Source organism: Microbulbifer maximicatervae (SeqCode) (assembly GCF_052467325.1).
In genome coordinates, this window is the sequence record NZ_CP174310.1 from 4,583,301 (window position 1) to 4,606,130 (window position 22,830).

General features: G+C 51.5%; 22 protein-coding genes and 2 tRNA genes. 21 read left to right on the top strand and 3 right to left on the bottom strand.

Annotation, left to right across the window (positions count from 1 at the left end; genetic code table 11):
* Window positions 1–69 precede the first annotated feature (69 nt).
* Both ACJJIE_RS20490 and ACJJIE_RS20495 read right to left on the bottom strand, forming a co-directional pair.
* Complete coding sequence (locus ACJJIE_RS20490) at window positions 70–1,797, bottom strand: proline--tRNA ligase (RefSeq protein ID WP_444892808.1); 1,728 nt, start codon at window positions 1,795–1,797, stop codon at window positions 70–72.
* Window positions 1,798–2,011: 214 nt separating this feature from the next.
* On the bottom strand, window positions 2,012–2,410 hold the full coding sequence (locus ACJJIE_RS20495; protein ID WP_282934239.1) for an HU family DNA-binding protein: 399 nt from the start codon (window positions 2,408–2,410) through the stop codon (window positions 2,012–2,014).
* Window positions 2,411–2,697: 287 nt separating this feature from the next.
* On the opposite strand from ACJJIE_RS20495, the gene ACJJIE_RS20500 reads away from it, so the two are divergent.
* The 21 genes from ACJJIE_RS20500 (at window position 2,698) to ACJJIE_RS20600 (ending at window position 21,416) form a co-directional block, all read left to right on the top strand.
* Window positions 2,698–2,970 (top strand): FmdB family zinc ribbon protein, encoded by a 273-nt coding sequence (locus ACJJIE_RS20500; protein WP_444892809.1) that lies wholly within the window; start codon window positions 2,698–2,700, stop codon window positions 2,968–2,970.
* Window positions 2,971–3,047: 77 nt separating this feature from the next.
* Window positions 3,048–4,826: an aspartate--tRNA ligase gene (gene aspS / locus ACJJIE_RS20505; protein ID WP_282934237.1), complete on the top strand. Its 1,779-nt coding sequence runs from the start codon at window positions 3,048–3,050 to the stop codon at window positions 4,824–4,826.
* A 105-nt stretch (window positions 4,827–4,931) separates the two neighbouring features.
* Entirely contained in the window at window positions 4,932–5,675 is a 744-nt protein-coding gene (locus ACJJIE_RS20510) for a YebC/PmpR family DNA-binding transcriptional regulator (RefSeq protein WP_444892810.1), read from the top strand.
* A gap of 150 nt (window positions 5,676–5,825) precedes the next feature.
* The gene (ruvC, locus tag ACJJIE_RS20515; protein WP_413664410.1) at window positions 5,826–6,353 is read left to right on the top strand and encodes a crossover junction endodeoxyribonuclease RuvC; all 528 of its coding nucleotides are present in this window, start codon (window positions 5,826–5,828) and stop codon (window positions 6,351–6,353) included.
* 57 nt (window positions 6,354–6,410) lie between these two features.
* Complete coding sequence (gene ruvA / locus ACJJIE_RS20520) at window positions 6,411–7,022, top strand: Holliday junction branch migration protein RuvA (RefSeq protein ID WP_282934234.1); 612 nt, start codon at window positions 6,411–6,413, stop codon at window positions 7,020–7,022.
* Window positions 7,023–7,045: 23 nt separating this feature from the next.
* Window positions 7,046–8,065 (top strand): Holliday junction branch migration DNA helicase RuvB, encoded by a 1,020-nt coding sequence (ruvB, locus tag ACJJIE_RS20525; RefSeq protein WP_444892811.1) that lies wholly within the window; start codon window positions 7,046–7,048, stop codon window positions 8,063–8,065.
* A 12-nt stretch (window positions 8,066–8,077) separates the two neighbouring features.
* The gene (gene ybgC / locus ACJJIE_RS20530; RefSeq protein ID WP_282934233.1) at window positions 8,078–8,482 is read left to right on the top strand and encodes a tol-pal system-associated acyl-CoA thioesterase; all 405 of its coding nucleotides are present in this window, start codon (window positions 8,078–8,080) and stop codon (window positions 8,480–8,482) included.
* Window positions 8,483–8,486: 4 nt separating this feature from the next.
* Complete coding sequence (gene tolQ, locus ACJJIE_RS20535; protein ID WP_413664412.1) at window positions 8,487–9,176, top strand: protein TolQ; 690 nt, start codon at window positions 8,487–8,489, stop codon at window positions 9,174–9,176.
* Between the two features lie 20 nt (window positions 9,177–9,196).
* Window positions 9,197–9,628: a protein TolR gene (gene tolR / locus ACJJIE_RS20540; RefSeq protein WP_444892812.1), complete on the top strand. Its 432-nt coding sequence runs from the start codon at window positions 9,197–9,199 to the stop codon at window positions 9,626–9,628.
* A gap of 7 nt (window positions 9,629–9,635) precedes the next feature.
* Window positions 9,636–10,430: a cell envelope integrity protein TolA gene (gene tolA, locus ACJJIE_RS20545; RefSeq protein ID WP_444892813.1), complete on the top strand. Its 795-nt coding sequence runs from the start codon at window positions 9,636–9,638 to the stop codon at window positions 10,428–10,430.
* Window positions 10,427–11,722 carry a Tol-Pal system beta propeller repeat protein TolB gene (gene tolB, locus ACJJIE_RS20550; protein WP_444892814.1) on the top strand — a complete coding sequence of 432 codons (1,296 nt, stop codon included), beginning with the start codon at window positions 10,427–10,429 and terminating at the stop codon, window positions 11,720–11,722. The genes tolA and tolB overlap by 4 nt, the downstream gene beginning before the upstream one ends.
* 99 nt (window positions 11,723–11,821) lie before the next feature.
* Entirely contained in the window at window positions 11,822–12,310 is a 489-nt protein-coding gene (locus tag ACJJIE_RS20555; protein WP_444892815.1) for an OmpA family protein, read from the top strand.
* 18 nt (window positions 12,311–12,328) lie between these two features.
* Window positions 12,329–13,168: a YbgF trimerization domain-containing protein gene (locus ACJJIE_RS20560; protein ID WP_444892816.1), complete on the top strand. Its 840-nt coding sequence runs from the start codon at window positions 12,329–12,331 to the stop codon at window positions 13,166–13,168.
* Window positions 13,169–13,274: 106 nt separating this feature from the next.
* The gene (gene queE / locus ACJJIE_RS20565; protein WP_282934225.1) at window positions 13,275–13,934 is read left to right on the top strand and encodes a 7-carboxy-7-deazaguanine synthase QueE; all 660 of its coding nucleotides are present in this window, start codon (window positions 13,275–13,277) and stop codon (window positions 13,932–13,934) included.
* 35 nt (window positions 13,935–13,969) lie between these two features.
* Window positions 13,970–14,647 carry a 7-cyano-7-deazaguanine synthase QueC gene (gene queC, locus ACJJIE_RS20570; RefSeq protein WP_282934224.1) on the top strand — a complete coding sequence of 226 codons (678 nt, stop codon included), beginning with the start codon at window positions 13,970–13,972 and terminating at the stop codon, window positions 14,645–14,647.
* A 132-nt stretch (window positions 14,648–14,779) separates the two neighbouring features.
* Window positions 14,780–14,855 (top strand) — tRNA-Lys (locus tag ACJJIE_RS20575).
* Between the two features lie 105 nt (window positions 14,856–14,960).
* Window positions 14,961–15,036, top strand: a tRNA-Lys gene (locus tag ACJJIE_RS20580).
* Between the two features lie 740 nt (window positions 15,037–15,776).
* Complete coding sequence (locus ACJJIE_RS20585; RefSeq protein ID WP_444892817.1) at window positions 15,777–16,970, top strand: hypothetical protein; 1,194 nt, start codon at window positions 15,777–15,779, stop codon at window positions 16,968–16,970.
* A 271-nt stretch (window positions 16,971–17,241) separates the two neighbouring features.
* Entirely contained in the window at window positions 17,242–18,081 is an 840-nt protein-coding gene (locus ACJJIE_RS20590) for a hypothetical protein (protein ID WP_444892818.1), read from the top strand.
* 88 nt (window positions 18,082–18,169) lie between these two features.
* A complete protein-coding gene (locus ACJJIE_RS20595) occupies window positions 18,170–19,801 on the top strand; it encodes a hypothetical protein (protein WP_444892819.1) in 1,632 nt (543 codons plus the stop codon).
* A 130-nt stretch (window positions 19,802–19,931) separates the two neighbouring features.
* Window positions 19,932–21,416 carry a hypothetical protein gene (locus ACJJIE_RS20600; protein ID WP_444892820.1) on the top strand — a complete coding sequence of 495 codons (1,485 nt, stop codon included), beginning with the start codon at window positions 19,932–19,934 and terminating at the stop codon, window positions 21,414–21,416.
* Window positions 21,417–21,625: 209 nt separating this feature from the next.
* On the opposite strand, the gene ACJJIE_RS20605 is transcribed toward ACJJIE_RS20600, so the two are convergent.
* Window positions 21,626–22,723 (bottom strand): NAD(P)/FAD-dependent oxidoreductase, encoded by a 1,098-nt coding sequence (locus tag ACJJIE_RS20605; protein WP_444892821.1) that lies wholly within the window; start codon window positions 22,721–22,723, stop codon window positions 21,626–21,628.
* Window positions 22,724–22,830: the final 107 nt, after the last annotated feature.

Consider the following 22,830-nt stretch of genomic DNA (forward strand, 5'->3'; position numbering starts at 1 on the left):
CACCGATAAAAAGCACTTTTGCCGTAAGAGGTCCCGGCCTGCTTGGGGGCAGACCGGGCGGCTCGACAATTATTGATTAAATTTTTCCAATAACACTTCTTCGAGCTGGGATACGGCAAACTCCTGGCTTTCTGCGTCTCCACGACCTTTATATTCCACCACACCTTTTTCCAGGCCGCGATCGCCGATAACAATGCGGTGGGGAATACCGATCAGCTCCACATCGGCGAGCATAGCGCCCAGTCGCGCTTTGGCTTCGTCCATCAGCAATACATCAATACCCTTGCTGCGCAGGGACTCATACAGGTGCTCGCACTTCTCCCTTACCACATCGCTCTTGTGCATATTGATTGGCACAATCGCCAGCTGGAAAGGTGCAATCGCAGTGGGCCAGATAATCCCTGAGTCGTCATGGTTCTGCTCGATCGCCGCAGCGACGATTCGGGAAACGCCGATGCCATAGCAGCCCATGGACATAACCTGCTCTTTACCGTTTTCATCCAGTACTGTGGCATTCATAGCGCGGCTGTACTTGTCGCCTAACTGGAAAATGTGGCCGACCTCGATACCCCGTTTGATTTCCAAGGTGCCCTGGCCATCGGGGCTGGCGTCGCCTGCCACTACATTGCGTAGGTCTTCGATGCGGCCCAACTCAACATCGCGACCCCAGTTCACACCGGTTAAGTGGTAGTCATCGTGATTGGCGCCGCAGATAAAGTCTGCCAGGTGCGCTGCAGAGCGATCCACAACAGTCTCGATCTTTATGCCCACCGGGCCCAGGGAGCCAATGTTGCAACTGAGTTCTTCGGCGATGCGCTCTTCCGAGGCGAACTGAATAGGGCTGGCGATTCCAGCTAGCTTCTCTGCTTTTAATTCGTTCAGCTCGTGATCGCCACGCAGTACCAGGGCAATTAATGGAGCGGTTTCACCCTCTTCGCACTCGCCCAGAACAATCAGGGTTTTTACTGAGTGGGCGGGATCACTTTTCAAAAACTCGCTGACATCGGCGATGGTTTTTTGGTTCGGCGTATGAACTTCCTGCATTTCCTGTGACGGAGCAGGGCGCTCGCCAGCTGGGGCAACCGCTTCTGCCAATTCGACATTGGCGGCGTAGCGGGATTCTGTGGAGAAGGCGATATCGTCTTCGCCGCTCTGCGCCAGCACGTGGAATTCGTGAGAGCTGGAGCCACCGATTGAACCGGTGTCTGCCAGTACCGGACGGTAGTCCAGGCCAATGCGCTCAAAAATCTGGCAGTAGGCGCCGTGCATAATATCGTAGGTTTCCTGCAGGGAATCCTCGTTCACGTGGAAGGAGTAAGCATCCTTCATGGTGAATTCGCGCGCGCGCATTACGCCAAAGCGCGGACGGATTTCATCGCGGAATTTAGTCTGCACCTGGTAGAAGTTGGCGGGCAACTGCTTATAGCTATTGATTTCGCCGCGGATCAGGTCGGTGATGACTTCCTCGTGGGTCGGGCCCAGGCAGAAGTCATTGTTGTGGCGATCCTTGATGCGCAGGAGTTCGGGGCCGTACTGCTGCCAGCGGCCGGACTCTTCCCAAAGCTCTGCCGGCTGTACGACTGGCATCAGTACTTCCAGGGAGCCAGCGCGGTCCATCTCTTCGCGAACAATGCGCTCGACTTTGCGCAACACCCGCAACCCGGTGGGCAGCCAGGTGTAGAGACCTGAAGACAGACGGCGGATCATGCCGGCACGCAGCATCAGCTGATGGCTGATCACCACTGCGTCGTTGGGAGTTTCTTTTTGGGTTGCGATGAGATAACGAGATGCGCGCATAGGAATTAGTTGGATTCTATTACGGGTAAGCTGGCTATTTTACGCTATTCGCTGGGCAATAAATATTGCCTGGGGGCAGTATTGCCTCAATGCGGATTGCCTTTTGCTATACCGGGGTATCTATTTAGCAGGTGCCTGGGCACTGGCTTGGAATGGGAGTGAATAAAAAACCCCGCATAAGCGGGGTTTTTAAGCTGAGGCTTTACAGAGTGTATTAGTTCTCTGCCATTTCCTTCAGCTTCTTCAGTGGGCGAACTTTAACCTGGATGCTGGCAGGCTTCGCCTTGAAGGTAGTCTCTTCACCGGTGAACGGGTTGATACCCTTGCGAGCTTTCTTAGCCGGCTTTTTCACGGTGGTGATTTTCATCAGGCCCGGCAGGGTGAATTCGCCAACTGCGCGCTTCTTGATGTGGCCTTCGATGATATCGTTCAGCTCGTCCAGAACAGATTGAACCTGCTTGCGGGACAGCTCAGTGCTTTCTGCAATCTGATTAAGTACTTGAGTCTTAGTGTACTTTTCCTTGATTGCTTTTACTTTCTTGGCCGGTGCAGCTTTGGCCGCAGCTTTCTTTGCCGGGGCCTTTTTAGTAGCAGCTTTCTTGGAGACAGCCATGGCTTACTTCCTTCTTTGTTGTTCGGTATATATCCGGTAAAAGTGTGTTTTTTCTCCCGCTGCGCTGCATCCGTTACGGGTGTCTCAGCGGGTGATGGGGGAAGTATATATAGTTTTTGTTCGGCCGCACGAAGAAATACTAGAAAAATAGTGCTTTTTTTACATTTTTTAGCCTCACGTCGCCTTTATGGGACGCTTTACCCAGGGAAAAGACCCGTGCAGCTTCTTACCTCTGTAGGCCTCATGTATACTCTCTCCCCCTTTTTTTAAGCACCAGGTACTGTGTAATGCCGATATATGAATACCAGTGCAATGCCTGCGGCCATGAAATGGAAGCTTTGCAGCGGATGAGCGATGACCAGCTCAAAGACTGCCCAGCTTGCGAGAAGGCCGAGCTGCGCAAGAAAATCTCAGCGGCTGGATTTCGCCTGAAGGGCGCCGGTTGGTATGAGACTGATTTTAAAACTGGTAGCAAGAAAAACCTCGCTGGCGGTGACTCTGCCAACAGTGGTAAGGCCAAAAGCGACAAGTCTGGCACAGCGGCGGCAAAGACGGCCTAGGCGAGCTGTGCGGGGCTGTCCGTGCGGTGTACCCTCTAACTAATCTTTTCACCTATCGATAACGGGAATTTTCATCCATGCGCAGCGATTACTGTGGCGTCCTTCGTTCTGCGGACATTGACCGCGTAGTAACCCTCTGTGGCTGGGTCGACCGCCGCCGCGATCACGGCGGAGTGATTTTTATCGACCTGCGCGACCGCGAGGGAATTGTACAGGTGGTGTTCGACCCCGATGCGGCCGAACACTTCGAGATGGCCGATCGCGTGCGCAGCGAATATGTGCTTAAAGTGACAGGTCGTGTGCGCGCCCGTGCCCCGGAGGCCGTGAATCCCAATATGGTGACCGGTGAAGTTGAGGTTTACGGCACAGAGCTGGAGATCCTCAATACTGCTGAGACAGTGCCTTTCCAGCTGGATGAGCACACCGAGGTGGGTGAAGATATCCGCTTGAAATACCGCTATCTGGATCTGCGCCGCAACGAAATGCAGAACAACCTGTATTTCCGTTCCAAGCTGACTACCGCAATCCGCAATTACCTGGATGAGCACGGCTTCCTCGATATCGAGACCCCAATCCTGACCCGCGCCACCCCAGAAGGTGCCCGGGATTACCTGGTGCCGAGCCGCACTCACGAGGGCAAGTTCTTCGCCCTGCCACAATCACCACAGCTGTTTAAGCAGTTGCTGATGGTTTCCGGTTTCGATCGCTACTACCAAATCGCCAAGTGTTTCCGCGATGAGGATTTGCGTGCTGATCGCCAGCCTGAATTTACCCAAATCGATATTGAGACCTCCTTCCTCGACGAAGAGGAAATCATGTCGATCACCGAGAACATGGTTCGCAAGCTGTTTAAAGAGCTTAAGGGTGTTGATCTGGGTGAATTCCCGCGCATGACCCACTACCAGGCGATGCTGCGCTACGGTTCCGACAAGCCGGACCTGCGTATTCCGCTGGAGATGGTGGAGATCAAGGACCTGATGACCGAGGTGGACTTCAAGGTATTCTCAGGGCCGGCCAATGATCCGAAGGGACGTGTTGCCGCGATTAAAGTACCTGGCGGTTGTAAGAAGCTGACCCGCAAGCAGCTGGACGATTACGGCAAATTTGTTGGTATTTATGGCGCCAAGGGTCTGGCGTACATCAAGGTTAACGATCGCTCTGACCTGGAAAATGGTCTGCAGTCGCCAATCGTTAAATTCCTGCCGCTTGAAACCCGTGCAGCCATTCTTGATCGCCTGCAAGCGGAAGATGGTGATGTTCTTTTCTTCGGCTCGGACAAGGCCAAGATTGTCTCCGAAGCCCTGGGTGCATTGCGCTGCAAGCTGGGTGAAGACCTGGATCTGTACACCAGCGAGTGGGCGCCTTTGTGGGTTGTCGCCTTCCCGATGTTTGAAGAAAATGACGACGGCAGCCTGACTGCGTTGCACCACCCCTTCACTGCGCCTTCCTGTACCCCGGAAGAGCTGGAAAAGAATCCGCTTGAAGCACTTTCCCGCGCTTACGATATGGTGCTTAACGGCACCGAGCTGGGCGGTGGTTCTGTTCGTATCCATGACCAGTTGATGCAGGAAGCGGTATTCCGCATTCTGGGTATCGATGCTGAAGAGCAGCGCGAGAAGTTCGGCTTCCTGCTGGATGCACTCAAATACGGTGCGCCGCCCCACGGTGGCTTGGCCTTTGGCCTGGATCGCCTGGTGATGTTGATGACCGGCAGTGACTCTATTCGCGATGTTATCGCTTTCCCGAAAACCCAGAGCGCCGCCTGTGTGATGACAGATGCCCCGGGTGCTGTAGATGCGAAACAACTGCGTGAGCTGAGTATTCGCCTGCGACAAAAAGAAGAGAAAATCAGCTGATTTTTCCCCGATGGGCCGAGCGAAGCGGGCCTATCCAATCGTAGTGATGGGCGATTCGCTTCGCTCTTTGGCTCATCCTACGCACTGACTGAAGAGAGACGGAAAATGGCCGGACATAGTAAATGGGCCAATATTAAGCACCGCAAAGCAGCTCAGGATGCCAAGCGGGGCAAGGTCTTTACCAAGATCATTCGCGAGTTGACGGTAGCCGCCAAATCGGGTCCAAACCCGGACGATAACCCGGCGCTGCGCGCCACTATCGATAAGGCTTTGGGCGCCAATATGAAGCGCGATACCATCGACAAAGCTATCGCTCGAGGCGCTGGCAATGCGGATGGTGAAAACTACGAAGCCGTAGTTTACGAGGGCTACGGCGTTGGTGGTGTAGCGGTCTTGGTGGAGTGCCTGACTGACAACCGCAACCGCACTGTGGCTGAAGTGCGTCACGCCTTCACCAAGCGCGGTGGCAACCTGGGTACCGACGGTTCCGTTAGCTATCTGTTTGCCCGCAAAGGTCAGATGTTCTACGAGACCGGAGTGGATGAAGATGCGTTGATGGACGCAGCTCTCGAAGCCGGGGCTGAGGATATCGAATCCAACGATGACGGCAGTGTTGAAGTTACCACTGAATTCCAGGACTACCTGACGGTTAAGGACGCCCTGGTTGCAGCTGGTTTTACCCCGGACAGTGCCGAAATTGCCATGATTCCGTCCACCACGATTCCGCTGGATAAAGACGGTGCTGAAAAAGTACTCGCTCTGATCGAGATGCTGGAAGACTTGGATGATGTGCAAAACGTTTACACTAATGCGGATATTCCGGCAGAGGTGATGGAGGAACTGGGCTAAGGCCGGTTCCGTAACTGGAGGCGGCTACTGTCCCGCCTCTGGTTTTTTATCTTTTCAAGCCCTTCTTACTCCCCCTCCCTTGACGCTTCCTGTTCACCTTGGGACACTCCCACCACTATATAAACATACAGATATTTGGGGAGCTGCCTTTTGACCCGAATCCTGGGTATTGACCCCGGCTCGCGAAAAACGGGCTATGGAATTATCGATGTGGAGCGGGGCAAGGCTCGCTATGTGGCCAGTGGGGTCATTCGTATTCCCGAAGGTCCCCTGCCTGAGCGTCTCAAACTGATTTTTGATGCCGTGAGCCAGATTGCCCAGCAATACCAGCCTGCTCAGATGGCAATTGAAAATGTTTTTATGTCCAAGAGCGCCGGCTCCGCCTTGAAATTGGGACAGGCCCGGGGGGCAGCTATTGTGGCAGGGGCAAATAGCGGTCTGGCAGTAGCCGAATATGAAGCTCGCAAAGTGAAGCAGGCAGTGGTCGGTAACGGTGGAGCGGATAAATTGCAGGTCCAGCACATGGTAAAAACCCTGCTGTCCCTACCTGCGTCGCCCCAGGAGGATGCCGCCGATGCGCTGGCCGTGGCTCTGTGTCATATGCATACCGAGCAAACCCTGGTATTTACCGCTGGCGGTGCGCGCAGTCGTTTTCGTCGCGGCCGCCTGAGCGTGTGATCGGCTGGTAGAATTGGCCCCGTAAAGGGCGCAGACAATATAAACCTGGAATAACACATGATTGGAAGATTGAGCGGTACCCTGGCCGCAGTGCAGCCACCTCTGCTGTTGGTGGATGTACAGGGGGTGGGCTATGAAGTGCTCGCACCCATGACCACAATTTTTGAACTGCCCGCACTGGGGCAGCCGGTACAGCTGCACACTCATTTAGCGGTATCCGAAACTGCCCAGCAGTTATATGGCTTTATTCGCGATGGGGACCGCAAATTGTTTCGCACCCTGATCAAGGTGAGTGGAGTGGGCCCCAAGATGGCCCTGGCTATTTTATCCGGGCTGGACGGCGCTGCCTTGGCCCGCTGTGTGTCGGAGGATAATGTAGCGGCGCTGGTCAAAGTCCCCGGCGTCGGTAAAAAGACTGCCGAGCGCCTGATTGTGGAGCTGCGGGATAAATTGACCCCGGATTTTGGCGATGCCAACGATATCCCCCTGATGGCCGCTGCTGCCGAGCCCAAGGTGGATCACACCGGTGAAGCGGAGAGCGCCCTGGCGGCTCTGGGTTACAAGCCCACTGAAGCCAGCAAAATGGTGGCCCGCGCCAGCAAGGAGCAGCCGGATGCCGATAGTGCGACTTTGATTCGCCTGGCCCTTAAGGGAATGGCCCCCGCTTAATCTGAGGCCCTGGAGTTGTTGCAATGATCGAAGCCGACCGTTTGGTGGCACCGGAGCCCGTGGGCCCCTCGGGCCAGGAAGAGCAGTACGACCGCGCCGTGCGCCCCAAAACCCTGGATGATTATGTGGGTCAGCCAGTGGTGCGGGAGCAAATGGAGATCTTTATTCAGGCTGCCAAGCTGCGCAAAGAGGCCCTGGATCACACCCTGGTATTCGGACCACCGGGGCTGGGTAAAACCACCCTGGCAAATATCATCGCCGCCGAAATGGGAGTGGCCATTAAGACCACCTCGGGCCCGGTACTGGAGAAGGCTGGCGATCTGGCTGCGTTGATGACCAACCTGGAGCCGGGAGATGTGCTTTTTATCGATGAGATCCACCGCCTCAGCCCCCATGTGGAAGAGGTACTGTATCCGGCGATGGAAGACTACCAGTTGGATATTATGATCGGCGAAGGACCTGCAGCGCGTTCGATTAAGCTCGACCTGCCACCTTTCACATTGGTGGGTGCCACCACCAGGGCGGGGCTGCTTACCTCGCCACTGCGGGATCGGTTCGGCATTGTTCAGCGGCTTGAGTTCTATAACGTTGAAGATCTCACCAGTATTGTCCGTCGCTCCGCTGGCCTGATGGGAGTGGAGATGGATGAAGGTGGTGCTCTCGAAGTTGCCCGTCGAGCTCGGGGTACCCCCCGAATAGCCAACCGCCTGCTGCGCCGCGTGCGCGACTACGCGGAGGTTAAAGGTGATGGTGCCGTGGATTCCGGAATTGCCGATGCCGCCCTCAATATGCTCAATGTGGATTCCCGTGGTTTCGATCAGCTGGATCGCCGTATGCTACTGGCCATGATTGAGAAGTTCGATGGTGGACCGGTGGGGGTGGACAGTCTCGCTGCAGCAGTCAGTGAAGAGCGGGATACCCTGGAAGATGTGTTGGAGCCCTATCTGATCCAGCAGGGTTATATCACCCGTACGCCACGGGGACGGGTGGTCACCGGCCTCGCCTATGAGCACTTCGGCCTGCCGAAGCCAGATAATAAGTAGAGAGAGGATGGGGTGAAGGAAGTTTTCAGTATTCCGCTGCGGGTTTATATCGAGGATACCGACGCAGGTGGTATCGTTTATTACGTCAATTATTTGAAGTATATGGAGCGCGCGCGCACAGAACTGCTGCGCTCCCTCGGGTATGATAAGCCGGCGATGCCAGAACAGGGTCTGTTACTGGTGGTGCACTCCGCCGAGATTCAGTATCGAAAGTCCGCACTTCTTGATGATGCATTGCGCGCTACGGCCTCGATTGGCAAACTGGGGCGGGCCGCAGTGACTTTTGAGCAAAAAATCTGGCGCGGCGATGAGCTAATTTGCGAAGGTGTGGTCAAAGTTGCTTGTGTCGCTGACGACAGCCGCAGGCCCTGTGCCCTGCCGGAACCTATTTATTCAGCATTAAAGGCAGTTATTTAAGAAGATGAACGCCGGTGAACAACTTTCTCTTTGGGGGCTAATCCAGAACGCCAGCCTGTTGGTACAGTTAGTAATGCTGCTGCTGTTACTGGCCTCTGTGGTGTCCTGGGTGATGATTATCCAGCGCGGGCTCTACCTGTCCCAGGCCAAGCGCTCCCTGAACAATTTCGAGCGCCGTTTTTGGTCCGGTGCCGACCTGAACAAACTCTTCCGCGAAGGTAACGAGCGGGCGGAAAAAGGCAAGACGGATGGTGTTGAGTCCCTTTTCCGCGCCGGTTTTACCGAGTTTACCCGCCTGCGCCAACAGGGCAGCAGCGGCCCTGAAGCGGTGATGGAAGGCACTGAGCGGGCCATGCGTGTGGCTATGTCCCGGGAGCAGGAAAAGGTGGAAATGAACCTGCCGTTCCTGGCAACCGTAGGCTCTGTCAGTCCCTATATCGGCCTGTTTGGCACTGTGTGGGGGATTATGAATTCTTTCCGTGGTCTCGCTACTATGCACCAGGCCACTATTGCCACGGTCGCACCCGGTATCAGTGAAGCGTTGGTGGCTACGGCTATGGGCCTGTTTGCAGCAATTCCTGCGGTGATGGCTTTTAACCGCTATTCCGCCAAGGCGGAGTCGCTGTTGTCCAGCTACGAAACTTTCGCCGAGGAGTTTTCCTCTATCCTGCACCGCAAAGTGCATTCCGGCTGAGTAGTGAATAGGCGAACCCTATGAGTGTGTTTCGCAAGGGAACCAAAAAGAAGCTGGTCTCCGAGATCAATGTGGTGCCCTACATTGACGTAATGCTGGTGCTGCTAATTGTCTTTATGGTCACGGCACCATTGTTGATGCAGGGGGTCAAAGTCGACCTTCCAAACGCGCCCTCGGCGCCGATGGAGGAAACCGATGAGGAGCCGCTGATTATTTCTGTGCGCTCCGATGGCACCTATTACCTAAATCTGGGGACTGACGAGAAGAGTGCCAAGCCGCTCGAAGAGATTAAACAAACGGTTGCTAAGGTGTTGCGCCAAAAGCCGGGAACTCCGGTTTTGGTGTGGGGTGACACCGAGGCCCGCTATGGCCTGATCGTCAATGCCATGACCGAACTGCAGCAGGCGGGAGCGCCCAGCGTCGGCCTGGTGACAGAGCCACCTCAGGGGTAGGGTGCCGGTGAATAAAGGCTTTTATGCATTGGCGATTATCATCAGCCTCGTGTTACACGGGGCGTTGATAGCTGCCATGACCTACGGCTGGGAAGCCAGCAGTATGCCCGAGCGCAAACCGATGCCGAAGTTTGTGCAGGCCAAGCTGGTGACGATTGAAGCGGCAACACCGAAGAAGAAACTGCCGAAAAAGGTCGATAAAATAAAACAGCGTGCTGAGCGCGAGGCGGAGCAAAAACGCAAGGCTGAGGTCGAACGTAAGCGCCGCGCAGCCCTGGAGCAGAAGAAAAAGCTCGAGGCGGAAAAGAAACGCAAGGCAAAAGCCGAAGCAGATCGCAAAGCGCAGGCAGAAAAGGCCCGCCGCGAGAAAGAGCAGCAAGAGAAGGCGCGCAAAGAAAAAGAGCTGAAGGAGAAGCTGGCCCAAGAGCGCCAGAGTTCTTTTGATGAGGCACTTCAGGATGAAGAGGATCTGCTGGATGCGAATGAGGCCGAGCAAGCGGTGATGTCCGTTGGCCAGGCGATTCAGCAGCAGATTGAGGCGGTATGGAGTCGCCCGCCCAGTGCCCGAAACGGTATGCTTACCAAGGTAAAAATAAACTTTGTCCCCACCGGTCGGGTGGTGGCAGCTAATATCGTCGAGGGCAGTGGTAATGCCGCCCTGGATCGCTCGGTACTGACCGCCATTAAAAAGGTGGAAGTATTTCCCGAAGTGGCCGAGCTGGCCCAAAAGGAACCGGTGATATTCGAGCGGGAAGTCCGCACAACCATTTTGAACTTTAAAGTCGAAGATCTGCGCCAATGATCAAGAGTTTACTGAAGACAGTCGTTATTATTGCAATCGCCTCGGTGAGTCTGGGGGCCCGAGCCCAGCTGGTGGTGGATATTACCAGTGGTATCGATGACCCCACGCCGATCGCCGTATCCCCATTCAGCTGGTCTGGTGGCGGGGTACTGGCGGAAGATGTTTCCGGGATTATTTCCGCAGACCTGCGACGCAGTGGCCTTTTCTCCCCGGTGCCCAAGGAGGACATGCTGTCTTTCCCCAAGGCCCCGGAAGACGTGGTATTCCGGGACTGGCGAATTCTCGGCACCGAGTACATAGTGACCGGCCGCATTGAGCCGCAGGCCACCGGTTACCTGCTTACTTTTGATCTGGTCAATGTTTTCGGCCAGCACAAGATGTTTACCAAACAGGTGCGTGGCGGCCAGACCCAGCTGCGGGATATCGCCCACCGCGCCGCCGATGAGATCTTTGAGGCTATCACCGGTATTCGCGGTGCCTTCTCCACCGAAATGGTGTACGTGCAGGAAGAGACCCGTGGCGGCAAGCCCAGCTATCTGTTGATGCGTGCCGATATCGATGGTGCTCGCGCCAAGCAGATCCGCCGTTTCAGCGCGCCGGTGATGTCTCCCATGTGGTCCCCCAATGGCCAGGAACTCGCCTACGTCTCCTTTGAAACCGGCCGCCCGGCAATTTTCCGCGAGAACCTGCGCACCGGTGCGCGCAAACAGTTGACTAACTTCAAGGGCATCAACAGCTCGCCGACCTGGTCCCCGGATGGAACCAAACTGGCGATGGTGCTCTCCAAGGACGGCAACCCGGAGATCTATGTGCTGGATCTGGTCAGTAATAAGCTGACAAGAATGACAAGGCACTTCTCCATTGATACCGAGCCGAACTGGATGCCAGATGGTAAATCACTGATTTTCACCTCCGATAGGGGAGGGAAGCCACAAATTTACCAATTGACTCTTGCCACTGGTCAAGTCGACCGCTTAACCTTCGATGGCGATTACAATGCGCGGCCCCGTGTTTCTCCCGATGGAAAGACACTGGTGATGGTGCATCGTAATAGGGGCGTATTTACCATCGCTACGATGGATATCAACTCGGGCAGAGTGCGTGTCCTTACGGAAACCACGCTGGACGAATCCCCTAGTATCGCGCCGAATGGGGCCATGTTGATGTACGCTACCAAACGTGGGGATAAAGGTATTCTGGCAGCGGTGTCGCTGGATGCCGGGGTGAAGTACAACCTGCCCTCTCAGAGGGGTGATGTCCGTGAACCGGCCTGGTCGCCGTACTTTGAATAAGGCGGGGGTGCCCGACGCGCTTAAGCGAAGGGTGTGAATTAGAGCAAGTAGAAATCTTTCAGGATTTTCGATAACACTATATATAAAGCGGAGTAGCTTATGTTGAAATCAGTAAAAACAGGCCTTGGGTTAGCCTGTGTATTGGCAGTTATGGCTGGTTGTAGCAGCACTGACACCACCGAAGGCAGCCAGGAGACCCTGGACCAGGCAGATCAAACTGCGGTTGAAACCACCGATTTTGATACCACGCCAACCGAGACAGTTGCACCTCTTGAAAACGTGGTTTACTTCGATTTCGACCAGTCCCTGCTGAAGCCCGAAACCCGTGAGCTGCTGATCCGTCACGCTGACCGTATGCGCGCTGCCACCGGTTCTGTTCGCCTGGAAGGCCACGCTGACGAACTGGGTACTCGCGAGTACAACCTGGCTCTGGGTGAGCGTCGTGCCAATGCCGTTCGCGACTTTTTGGTACTGCAAGGCGTAGACGCAGCTAACCTGGAAGTAATCAGCTACGGTGAAGAGCGTCCGGCTCAAATGGGTTCTAACGAATCTGCCCGTGCGATGAACCGTCGCGTTGTTATTAACTAATCGTAAAAATGGATGCCAATGGCTTTAACGATTAGAAAACTAGCGATCGCCGCAGCAGTAATGACTGCGGCATCGCCGGTATTTTCCCAGGCCCCGATTGTAGACCTGTCTTCTAAAAGCCAGGACCAGTCGACCATTACTTATACCGATGAGGTGGAAAGCGGTGCTCCGACACAGCTCGCCCGCGCCGGTATGTCACCACCCCGAGCCCAGGGCAATCCCCAGGCCGAAGCCTACTATCAAATGCAGGTTTTGCAGCAGGAAGTGCGGGAGTTGCGTGGCACAGTTGAAGAGTTGCGCCATGAGATCAAGCGTCTCAAACAGCAGCGCACCGAAGATTATATGGATCTGGACCGGCGTATTGCGCGCCTGAGTGGTACAGAGCCAGCGGCTCAGCCGCCGTCTACCGCTGAAGGCGGTGCTTCGTCCATGCAAGGGCAGGGGGGCTCAGCAATGCCGCCTAAACCCCAGGGCCCGAAAGACGGCAAGAGCGAGCGCGACCGCTACCAGTCCAGCTTTGGCTTGGCCCGCAATGGCGATTACGGCGGCGCCAGTGAAGAGTTCAAAAGCCTGTTGCAGGACTTCCCCAATGGTCAGTACGCCCCGAATGCGAATTACTGGCTGGGTGAGATTGCACTGGTTCAAGGCAACCTGGAGGAGGCTCGGGAGTGGTTCGTAGCCCTCCTCGACGGTTACCCGAATTCCAGTAAAGTCTGGGATGGCCGCTACAAGCTGGGTACTGTTTATCACCAGCTGGGTGACCAGCAAAAAGCCCGCAACCTGCTGGAGCAGGTGGCAGCCAGTGACGCCAGAGCGTCGAACCTGGCGAAGAAGTATCTGCAGGAGAACTTCCAGTAGCCTTCAGCCGCTACTGACTGCCATCGCTGGTTTTTTGAGCAGAAAAAGCCTATGATCCCGCGCCCGGGTGGCATGTGCCACTCGGGCGTTTTTGTGTTGGGTGTGTATGACCGATCTTTCCAAAGAATCACTCAGAATCAGTGAAATTTTCTACTCCCTTCAGGGAGAAGCGCGAGAAAGTGGCCTTCCTACGGTGTTTGTACGCCTGACGGGCTGCCCGTTACGCTGTACCTATTGCGACTCCGAGTACGCCTTTTACGGCGGCGAGCGCATGACGCTGGAGCAGATTTTGCAGCAGGTGCAAAGCCATCCCGCTCGCCATGTGTGCGTTACCGGTGGTGAGCCCCTGGCCCAGCCCAATTGTTTTCCCCTGATGAAGGCGCTTTGCGATGCGGGCTATGCGGTGTCCCTTGAGACCAGTGGCGCTATGCCTGTGGATAAAGTGGATGAGCGGGTGTCGAGAGTGGTAGACCTGAAAACGCCGGCCTCCGGGGAGCAGCACCGCAACCGAATGGAGAATATGCAAGTACTCACTCGCCAGGACCAGATCAAATTTGTGATCTGTGATCGCGGGGATTATGACTGGGCTCGATTTACCCTGGATCAGTACCGCTTACCTGAGCGGGTTGGAGAGGTGCTTTTCTCCCCCAGTTACGAGCAGCTGCAGCCGCGCCAGCTAGCTGAATGGATACTGGAAGATGGGTTACCGGTGCGTATGCAGATGCAAATGCACAAGCTGTTGTGGGGTGACATCCCCGGCGTCTAAAGCGCCGCTGCGCCACATCAAGAAAAGAGGAAAAAATGACAGCAAAGAAAGCAGTAATCTTGCTATCCGGTGGCCTGGACTCAGCCACCGTACTGGCCATGGCTCGCGCTGAGGGCTACGAGTGTTACGCCCTGGGCTTCGATTATGGCCAGCGTCACGAGGCAGAACTATTGGCTGCGCAGAAGGTGGCGAAGGACTTGGGGGCCGTTGAGCACAAGGTGGTTAAGCTCGACCTGCGCTCAATCGGCGGATCGGCGTTGACCGATGACTCTATTGAAGTACCCGAAGAGGAAACCTCCGGTATTCCGGTGACCTATGTGCCGGCGCGAAACACGGTATTCCTGTCTATTGCCCTGGGTTGGGCAGAGGTGTTGGGCGCCCAGGATATTTTCGTGGGTGTGAACGCCGTGGACTACTCCGGCTATCCGGATTGCCGCCCGGAATATATTGAGGCCTACGAGAAGATGGCCAACCTGGCTACCAGGGCCGGTGTCGAGGGCAACAAGCTGTCTATACGTGCGCCGCTGATGGACATGAGCAAGGCGGATATTGTTACCGAAGGAACCCGCTTAGGGGTGGACTACAGTTTAACTGTGTCCTGCTACCAAGCCTTGCCAGATGGCGCTGCCTGCCGTCGCTGCGACAGTTGCCGCCTGAGGGCTGCCGGCTTCACAGAGGCCGGCCTGGAGGACCCCACGGTCTACGCACCTTAATTGGCCGTTGGCGCCAATTTTTTGAACAAATACCTAACTCCTTAAATTTGTTAGATTTTTTTTTGAGTTAGGTATTGTCTTTTCGAAATAGATCCGTAAGATACGCAGCTCCTCACAACGAGGCATCGAAAAGGGTCGTTAGCTCAGTCGGTAGAGCAGTTGGCTTTTAACCAATTGGTCGCTGGTTCGAATCCAGCACGACCCACCATTTTCGACAGGGATGCCCAAGGCAACCCATCCAGTTTTTACACTTCTGCGCGAAGGTAAAAACAACCCAAGTTGGACCATTACCAAGTTAGTCCAACCATCCTGGGGGTCGTTAGCTCAGTTGGTAGAGCAGTTGGCTTTTAACCAATTGGTCGCTGGTTCGAATCCAGCACGACCCACCATCTCTTCTCAACTTCCGTAATAATTACTTCTCTTAGATTTCTCTAAAATCTATTTAATTTTCTATTTCTGTTTGCTAAATATTTTCACTCGACTATTGGGGCTGCTTTTCAGTAGGTGCTGACAACGCAAGTAATTTATTCGTGCGACTGGATCTATTTTATTTCATCACTAAGGCGCTTCTAGATCTTGACCGGATCCATCTAAGGGATATGTCACATCTAGCGCTGGTACTACTGGCACCAGATTAGCGACATAAGTGGCTAGTGAGAGTCATCTTCTTAGTTGTTGAATGACTTGATCCGCTAAGAGTGAGTTATTAAAGCTCTACCGGTGGCACAGAAATTTAATTCCAAACTTTGTTCCTAGTTTTTCCCCACTTCCTTCTTATAGCTGTATCGCCGCTTATCGTTAACTCTTACCCAGTAGTTGGTCGGCCCATGATCAGCGATTTGAGAATAGTTTCTAAATATTCAGTCGTTCATTATCGCAAGTGACCTTGTGCCAGTGCATGTCAATTCCTCTTGGGATTTGTTGTTCGCATAATTGCCTGTGTCAATTTTATTGCCTCAGCGCTCGAGTTTGGCGAGCTTTAACACCTCTTTGGTTTGGAGTAGGGATGGCGCTAAATTGGATTTTGCGCATGCCTTACGCCGACATGCCTATTGGTATCGATGTTGTTGATGAGGCCCTCTAGTTTGAGTCCCAAGAAAAGCTTGAATAGTTAATGAAGGATTGAATTATGAGGAAGTTGAAGCCTGTAGCTCTAGTTATATTGGCCGCAGTGAGTGGAAGTGCGATGGCCAGTAATAATACGACGTTAATAGATCAGCAGGGAGTGGGTAATACAGCGAACGCCAATCAGGTTGACCCTACGGCTATAGGGAACCTGATAGATGTCACCCAAATTGGCGATGTAAACTCTTCGTCATCGACCCAGGCGAGCGATGCCGTAAGTAATACCATGACCCACTACCAAGAGGGTGATGGCAATATGGCCGAGTCTTTCCAGCAGTTTATGACTGAGTCAAGTTCGCTAGAAATTAACCAAATTGGGAATAATAACGATACGACAGCGGAGCAACTTGAATCACTTGGTTCTACCCAGGAACTAAATCAAGCTGGGGAGATGAACTTTATGACCATCACCCAGACTGATACCGAAGCATCTAGTATCGCGGTGACTCAAACTGGCGATATGAATGATGCGATCATAATGGGGCAGGTCTTCGATATATTGGGAAGTGGTGTCATCCTAAATCAAATTGGCGATGACAATATGGCCCAGATTTCCCAGCAGAGTGTTGTTGAATTTAGCTCGGTGTCAGCAGATCAGTTTGGCAACCAGAATAGCTTTGATAGTGAGCAATTAATGGGGGTTTTTAATTCCACCGTTACTGCTATCCAGTCAGGCGATTTGAATGCTATCGAGTCAGACCAGGAAAATGGAGTTACTTCAAGTACGGTCCTAATTACTCAAACCGGTACCAGCAACTTTGGTGGGGCCCTACAGCAGAATGGCGTTGCCAATAGTACTGTAAGTGTGACTCAGGTAGGGGATGGTAACTTTGGTGGTGGTGTTCAGGATACTGGTATAGATACCAGTGTTGGCATAGTGAGCCAATCTGGTACTGGTAATATGGGCGTTACCCAGCAAGCTGGGGGAACTTCTTTTGCCTCTGCAACGGTTACTCAGTTAGGGTCTACGAATGATGCGACGTTGGGGCAAATTACTGCCACCTCAGTTACGGGCACCATATTTCAAAATGGTACCGATAATATGGCGGGCGTACTCCAGCAGGGAAATATGCTTAGTGTGGCGACAACCACTCAAATCGGTGATTTGAATCAACATACAACGGAGCAAATGCTAGATTCACAAACTGCAATCGCGACGCAAAATGGTACTTCCAATATTGGATTTATTTTTCAATAGATTTAATTGGGGCTTTGCGATATCAGCATGAATACCGGCAGTTGTCGTGTATCTGCAAAGTCCCAGTTTTTCTTTTGTGTTTTATTCATTCCTATGCTTGAGATATGAGCGATTTATTTAGGGAGTTACATGTTCTCTTCCTATTGACTCTCTCCTGTCTGGTCTGGGTTTTAACTCTAATTTGAATTGACTTAGATTATTTTCTGGGATGTTTTGCTACGCCTGGAGTTTAAATAGAAGGGGTGAGATCTATGTACAAGGGATTAGTTAAATGAAAATTTGGACTTCAGTTACTGCAATAGCTGCGCTCACTTTTAGTGGCCATTCTATGGGCGGCAATAATACGACAGATATTGATCAGGATGGTGTTGGGCATCTGGCAACAGTGGACCAGTCTAATCCGACCAGTACCAATAATACAGTCTCGATAACTCAAACTGGGGATTCCCACCAAGCAACTGTTTTGCAGGGTACCCTTACAGATTTGAACTCGGGCACGATTGAGCAATCGGGATTGATGAACGAAGCAATCCTGGAACAAATTGCAGAAGTCTCTGAGAGTACGGCTCTAATTATCCAGTCTGGCGATGGTAATTTGGGTTGGGTGGTCCAGGATGATTTTGTTGAAGCTGGTAGCGCCACTGTTATCCAGTCCGGTTCAAATAATGAGGGTATTGCAGCCCAGGTGGATGTGGGGGGAATACAGGGGACTGTCGCTGTTACTCAGAATGGGACAATGAACTTTGCACTGGCGCTCCATGAGGATTTTGCGCTCAACAGCACTGGGATAATTAATCAACTTGGAAGTGAAAATAGTGCCGAGTTATTTCAGGGGGACCTAACTGAATCGAGTTTTATCAGTGTTGATCAAGATGGAACTCTCAATGAGGCGTTGGTAGCGCAGGGCTTTGCCCTATTTTCCTCTATTACCACCTTCCAAAGTGGTGATATGAATTATGCGGAGGTTTCCCAGTCGGGGTTAAGCACTGGATTAGCCACTATTACTCAAGTGGGAACCTCTAATGTTCATGTTACAAGTCAGACAAATGATGGACAGGTGGCTACGGCTGTTCAGATAGGGACGGGCAACCAGGGAAATATTGTTCAATAGTAGTAGTGGGCTTTTAGGGGGGGCTCTCCATTAGTGCTGGTTAGAGCTCAAGGTTATAAATTCAATTTGTATTTGAAAGGGATTTTCAATGAATTTATTAAAGGCATTAGCCGCAGCGATGTTGGCCATTATCCATACCGTGGTTTCCGCTGATAATAATTCAAGTGATGTGACTCAGTTGGGTACTCTAAATATGGTTACGCTCAACCAAGTTGACGCAATTACTGAAGGAAATCAGATAGTGGTTATCCAGGAAGGTTCTGGCAATGCATCTGAGGCGGAGCAGGTGACAGGGACGACTAATAGTTTAATTACACATATACAGATTGGTGACGATAATGAGGCGATTTCGGCTCAAGCCAATGATACCAATGTCGGCTTGATTTCTACGACTCAACAAGGAGATGCGAATGATGCTGAGTTATTTCAGGACACACTTATTGAATTTTCTGGTTTAACTGCAACTCAAGTTGGTAATACAAACTTCACGGATTTGGTGCAGGAAGGAACAGTTATCTCCAGCCAGGCAACTGTTATTCAAATAGGTGATATGAATGAAGCGGAGACTATTCAGGAGACCGGTGTTGAATCCAGTACCATCGTCGCCACTCAGTCAGGGACGGGTAATGAATTTGCAGGGCAGCAGGATACAGATATCACTTTGAGCTCCATTAACTCCACGCAGATTGGTAGTTCCAATGTGATTGAAATTGACCAAGAGGATGTTGTTACTACTAGCACCATTACCACGGTTCAAGATGGAAATATGAACGATGCTGATGCTCAACAAGCGAGTACTGTTTCATCGAGTACGATTATCTTAAATCAGATTGGGGGTGAGAATGATGCGAATATTGATCACTTTGATACCATATTTGCAACAGTAGGATCTATTACCCAGCTAGGTTCCTCCAATGAGGCAGATATAGCCCAGTTTGGAGATATCTCTTCCAGTACGGCCACCATTTCCCAGTCGGGTACTGATAATGATGCTAGCGTGGATCAATCAAGTGAAGTTATATCCAGTAACATTAGTGTCAGCCAAAATGGGACGGACAACAGTCTTTTAGTAGATCAGGAGGAAATAGTTTCTCTTAGCTTGGTCAGCGTTGATCAAACGGGGGATATGAATGAGGTCGATGTGGACCAGGAGGGCGAAGTTTCTTCAACGATTGCCGGGGTTGTGCAAAATGGCAGTATGAATGATGCTGAAATCAATCAAAGTAATTTGGTAGATTCCAGTTCTACCGCGGTTGTTCAAACCGGTGATAACAATGATTCTCAGGTATTGCAGATCGATGGCCTGATTTCATTCGGTACAGTCAGTATTGATCAAAATGGCTCTTCCAATACGGTGGATGCGGAGCAAGATGGGCTTATCTCTAGTAGCACGATTGATATTGCGCAGTCAGGAGTATCTAACGATGCAGATGTAGAACAGGATACTTTTGTTGAACTCAGTAGCGTCACAACCTCACAAATCGGTACGAGTAACTCCTTGACGGTTTTACAAGTTAATGTTGTTTCGTTAAATATCTCTATTACTCAAGATGGTGATATGAATTCGAGTGATGTTACTCAGATGGGCGCGTCAAATAGTACCAGCAACACAATTCAAGTTGGCACTTTAAATGATCATACTACTAGCCAGTTAAATAATTTCCAAACTGCATCCGCAACACAAAATGGTATGTCAAATGTGGGGACTATCCTCCAGTAAGAGTTACGATAATCCTTTGAGACGATAAGCGAAGGTTGATGTTTTTAAATTGGGAGCTCTTTTGTTTGTTGGGAGGTAGTCTTGTATCTATAGTTTGTTAAGGGGTTTTTTTATTTAAAAGGAATTTCTCGTGAGATTTATCAAGCCTTTAGCTGCTGCCATATTGGCAGTAATACACTGTGGAGTAGCCGCAGACAGCAACGTAAGTGATGTTTCCCAGCAGGGAATCCTCAATATGGCCACAATTAATCAATCAGATCCCACGGTTACTGATAATCAGATTGTGGTTATTCAAGACGGAACGGGAAATGTCTCTGATGCGGAGCAAGTAAATAATACTACCGACAGCCTGATTTCGCATATACAAATTGGCGACGACAATGATGCGATGTCGATTCAAGATACGAATGTTAATTTGGCTACTACAGCTATTACTCAACAGGGAGATATGAATGACGCGGAAACGATACAAGAGAATGTAATCGACAGTAGCTCTATCTCGGCAACACAGATAGGCACAGATAATGAATTTGAATCCAGGCAAGATACGCAGGTTACTTTTAGCACAATATTTTCGTCTCAGGTCGGCGATTCGAACAGGGTAAATCTAGATCAGGAAGACGCTACCGATTCAAGTGCTATTAATGCGACCCAAAGCGGCGATATGAATGATGTTGATGCGGAGCAATCTACTTCGGTCTTTTCCAGTATCATGTCCTTTAGTCAAGTTGGAGATCAGAATGTTTTAGACGCTAATCAGTTTGAGACATCGTCCGTATCTGCGAATATTTTACAGATTGGTACTTCCAACGATGCTGACATTGACCAGTTTATTAATGTCTCATCCAGCACTTCCAGCATAACTCAATCTGGCACCAGCAATGAGGCGAGTACAGACCAGTCGAATGTAGTCTCTGGAAGTGGTATTAATACTTCGCAAGATGGTACAGATAATGAATTGTTTGTAGAGCAGACAGACCAGGTTTCCCAAAGTTTTGTCACTGTCAGCCAGACTGGTGATATGAATGAGGTAGAAGTTGTTCAAGAAGAAGAAATATCCTCTTCCACAGCTACTGTTGTACAAAGTGGTAGCTCGAATAGTACTGAGATCACCCAAAATATTCTTGTAGATTCATCAACCGCATCAGTATTTCAAGCCGGTGACGGTAATAGTGCTCAATTGATGCAAATAGATGGTCCAATCTCACTCAGCGTGATAATGGCGGATCAAGATGGCTCAACTAATATGGTAAATGCTGAACAGGATGGCCTTATCTCTAGTAGTACTATTGATATTTTCCAGTCGGGTACGAGCAATGACGCAGATGTCGCTCAGGATACCCTGGTAGATCTCAGCAGTGTCACCACCTCGCAAATTGGTACGCAAAACTCGCTAACCGTATTGCAAATGGATGTAGTTTCATCGGATATCACTATCACCCAGGATGGAGATATGAATACGATCGATGTCTCTCAAATGGGTACTTTGGGCAGTGTTAGTACCATCAGCCAAAATGGATCTTTAAATACCCACACTACCACCCAGCTTAATGATTTTCAGACAGCCTCGGCTACTCAGCTAGGTACAAGTAACACGGGTATAATTATGCAGTAATATTTTGCTATCAGAAAATTGATGTGCTTATACGAAAAGTTGGAGGTAAAGAATTCGTTTTCAAGTAGATCGAGTTGTATTTTAGCGATAACCAAATGATTGGTTGATACTGAAGCGTTTTCTTTCCTCTCTAGTCACTTCCATTCTGGCTTTCTTGTGATTGTAAAATTGTCGCGATTACAATGCGTATTCACGCGATAAGTAATGGGTTAGTCGGTAATCTTTGAAATCATCTCTCCCAGATAGAGTGAAGAGGTCAGACCGGGAGATTCGATACCAAAGAATGCCATTAGCTGCGCACTGTTGCTTAGCTTTTTATGAAAAACCTGAAAATCACCAGTGGGGGCGCCTTGGGGAACAATCTTTGGGCGAATACCGGCATAGCCAGGCTGCAACGTATTGCTTTCTAACCCGGGCCAGTAGCGATGGATGCTGCTATAGAATTTATCCCGCTTGCCCGGATCTACTTGGTAGTTAATGGTTTTAACCCACTCCACATCTGGGCCAAACCGCGCCCCTCCAGCCAAATCGAGAGTGAGGTGAATACCCAGACCGGCACTTTCAGGTAGAGGGTAAATTAAATGTGAAAAAGGCACCTTACTTGACTGGGTAAAGTAACTGCCCTTAACAAAATACGTGGTGGGAATTTCTCGCTTTATAACTTCGCTGTTTACTGTGCCCATCAGTGAGCTGGTGTGAAGGCCTGCGGCCAGGATGAGGTTGCGGGCCGTCAGTCTGTAGCCATCCTTCATCACCAGCTGGCAGGTGCCACTGGATATTTCAATGCGTACAACCCTGCTCGCAAGTATGACTTCGCCTCCCTTGGACTCCGTGGCGCCTTCAAGAGCCAGCATCAGGCTGTGGCTGTTGATAATGCCTGTCGTCGGTGAGTAAATGGCCCCGGCACACTGTAATTCTGGCTCCATAGATAGAGCCTCTTTAGTGTTCAGTAAACGAAGTCCCCCGGCGTTGTTCGTATCCCCTTGGGCTTTGAGGGCTCGGAGTTGCGGCAGCTGTGCTTTATCGGTGGCGACTACCAGTTTGCCAATTTGCTTATGGGGCACTGCGTATTCTTGGCAAAATTGGTACAGCATGGATTTACCGTTAACACAGGCACGGGCTTTCAAGCTGTCTGTTGGATAGTAGAGGCCTGCGTGAATAACCTCACTATTGCGCGAGCTGGTTTCAGTTCCAATGGCATTGTGTTGCTCCAGTACCATCACTTTTCGGCCTGCGCGGCTCAATTGGTAGGCGCAGGCAAGTCCTAATACCCCAGCCCCAACTATCACGGTATCCAATATCTCCATAGCAGTCCTGTTGCCGAAATGTGTACTTTCTGAGGTGACCAGGTTGAATTCCTTCGGCCTATTTTGCCTGTAACGCCAGATTAAAATTGCTGTCGAAAGGGTGCGTG

Excerpts from the sequence above, each read along its gene's own strand:
- ACJJIE_RS20495 (WP_282934239.1), bottom strand. The coding sequence starts at position 2,410 with ATGGCTGTCTCCAAGAAAGCTGCTACTAAAAAGGCCCCGGCAAAGAAA.
- ACJJIE_RS20605 (WP_444892821.1), bottom strand. The coding sequence starts at position 22,723 with ATGGAGATATTGGATACCGTGATAGTTGGGGCTGGGGTATTAGGACTT.
- ACJJIE_RS20595 (WP_444892819.1), top strand. The coding sequence starts at position 18,170 with ATGAATTTATTAAAGGCATTAGCCGCAGCGATGTTGGCCATTATCCAT.
- ACJJIE_RS20590 (WP_444892818.1), top strand. The coding sequence starts at position 17,242 with ATGAAAATTTGGACTTCAGTTACTGCAATAGCTGCGCTCACTTTTAGT.
- ruvA (WP_282934234.1), top strand. The coding sequence starts at position 6,411 with ATGATTGGAAGATTGAGCGGTACCCTGGCCGCAGTGCAGCCACCTCTG.
- ACJJIE_RS20585 (WP_444892817.1), top strand. The coding sequence starts at position 15,777 with ATGAGGAAGTTGAAGCCTGTAGCTCTAGTTATATTGGCCGCAGTGAGT.
- tolR (WP_444892812.1), top strand. The coding sequence starts at position 9,197 with ATGAGTGTGTTTCGCAAGGGAACCAAAAAGAAGCTGGTCTCCGAGATC.
- queC (WP_282934224.1), top strand. The coding sequence starts at position 13,970 with ATGACAGCAAAGAAAGCAGTAATCTTGCTATCCGGTGGCCTGGACTCA.
- queE (WP_282934225.1), top strand. The coding sequence starts at position 13,275 with ATGACCGATCTTTCCAAAGAATCACTCAGAATCAGTGAAATTTTCTAC.
- ACJJIE_RS20510 (WP_444892810.1), top strand. The coding sequence starts at position 4,932 with ATGGCCGGACATAGTAAATGGGCCAATATTAAGCACCGCAAAGCAGCT.
- aspS (WP_282934237.1), top strand. The coding sequence starts at position 3,048 with ATGCGCAGCGATTACTGTGGCGTCCTTCGTTCTGCGGACATTGACCGC.
- tolB (WP_444892814.1), top strand. The coding sequence starts at position 10,427 with ATGATCAAGAGTTTACTGAAGACAGTCGTTATTATTGCAATCGCCTCG.
- ACJJIE_RS20500 (WP_444892809.1), top strand. The coding sequence starts at position 2,698 with ATGCCGATATATGAATACCAGTGCAATGCCTGCGGCCATGAAATGGAA.
- ruvB (WP_444892811.1), top strand. The coding sequence starts at position 7,046 with ATGATCGAAGCCGACCGTTTGGTGGCACCGGAGCCCGTGGGCCCCTCG.
- ACJJIE_RS20490 (WP_444892808.1), bottom strand. The coding sequence starts at position 1,797 with ATGCGCGCATCTCGTTATCTCATCGCAACCCAAAAAGAAACTCCCAAC.
- ACJJIE_RS20555 (WP_444892815.1), top strand. The coding sequence starts at position 11,822 with ATGTTGAAATCAGTAAAAACAGGCCTTGGGTTAGCCTGTGTATTGGCA.
- ACJJIE_RS20560 (WP_444892816.1), top strand. The coding sequence starts at position 12,329 with ATGGCTTTAACGATTAGAAAACTAGCGATCGCCGCAGCAGTAATGACT.
- tolQ (WP_413664412.1), top strand. The coding sequence starts at position 8,487 with ATGAACGCCGGTGAACAACTTTCTCTTTGGGGGCTAATCCAGAACGCC.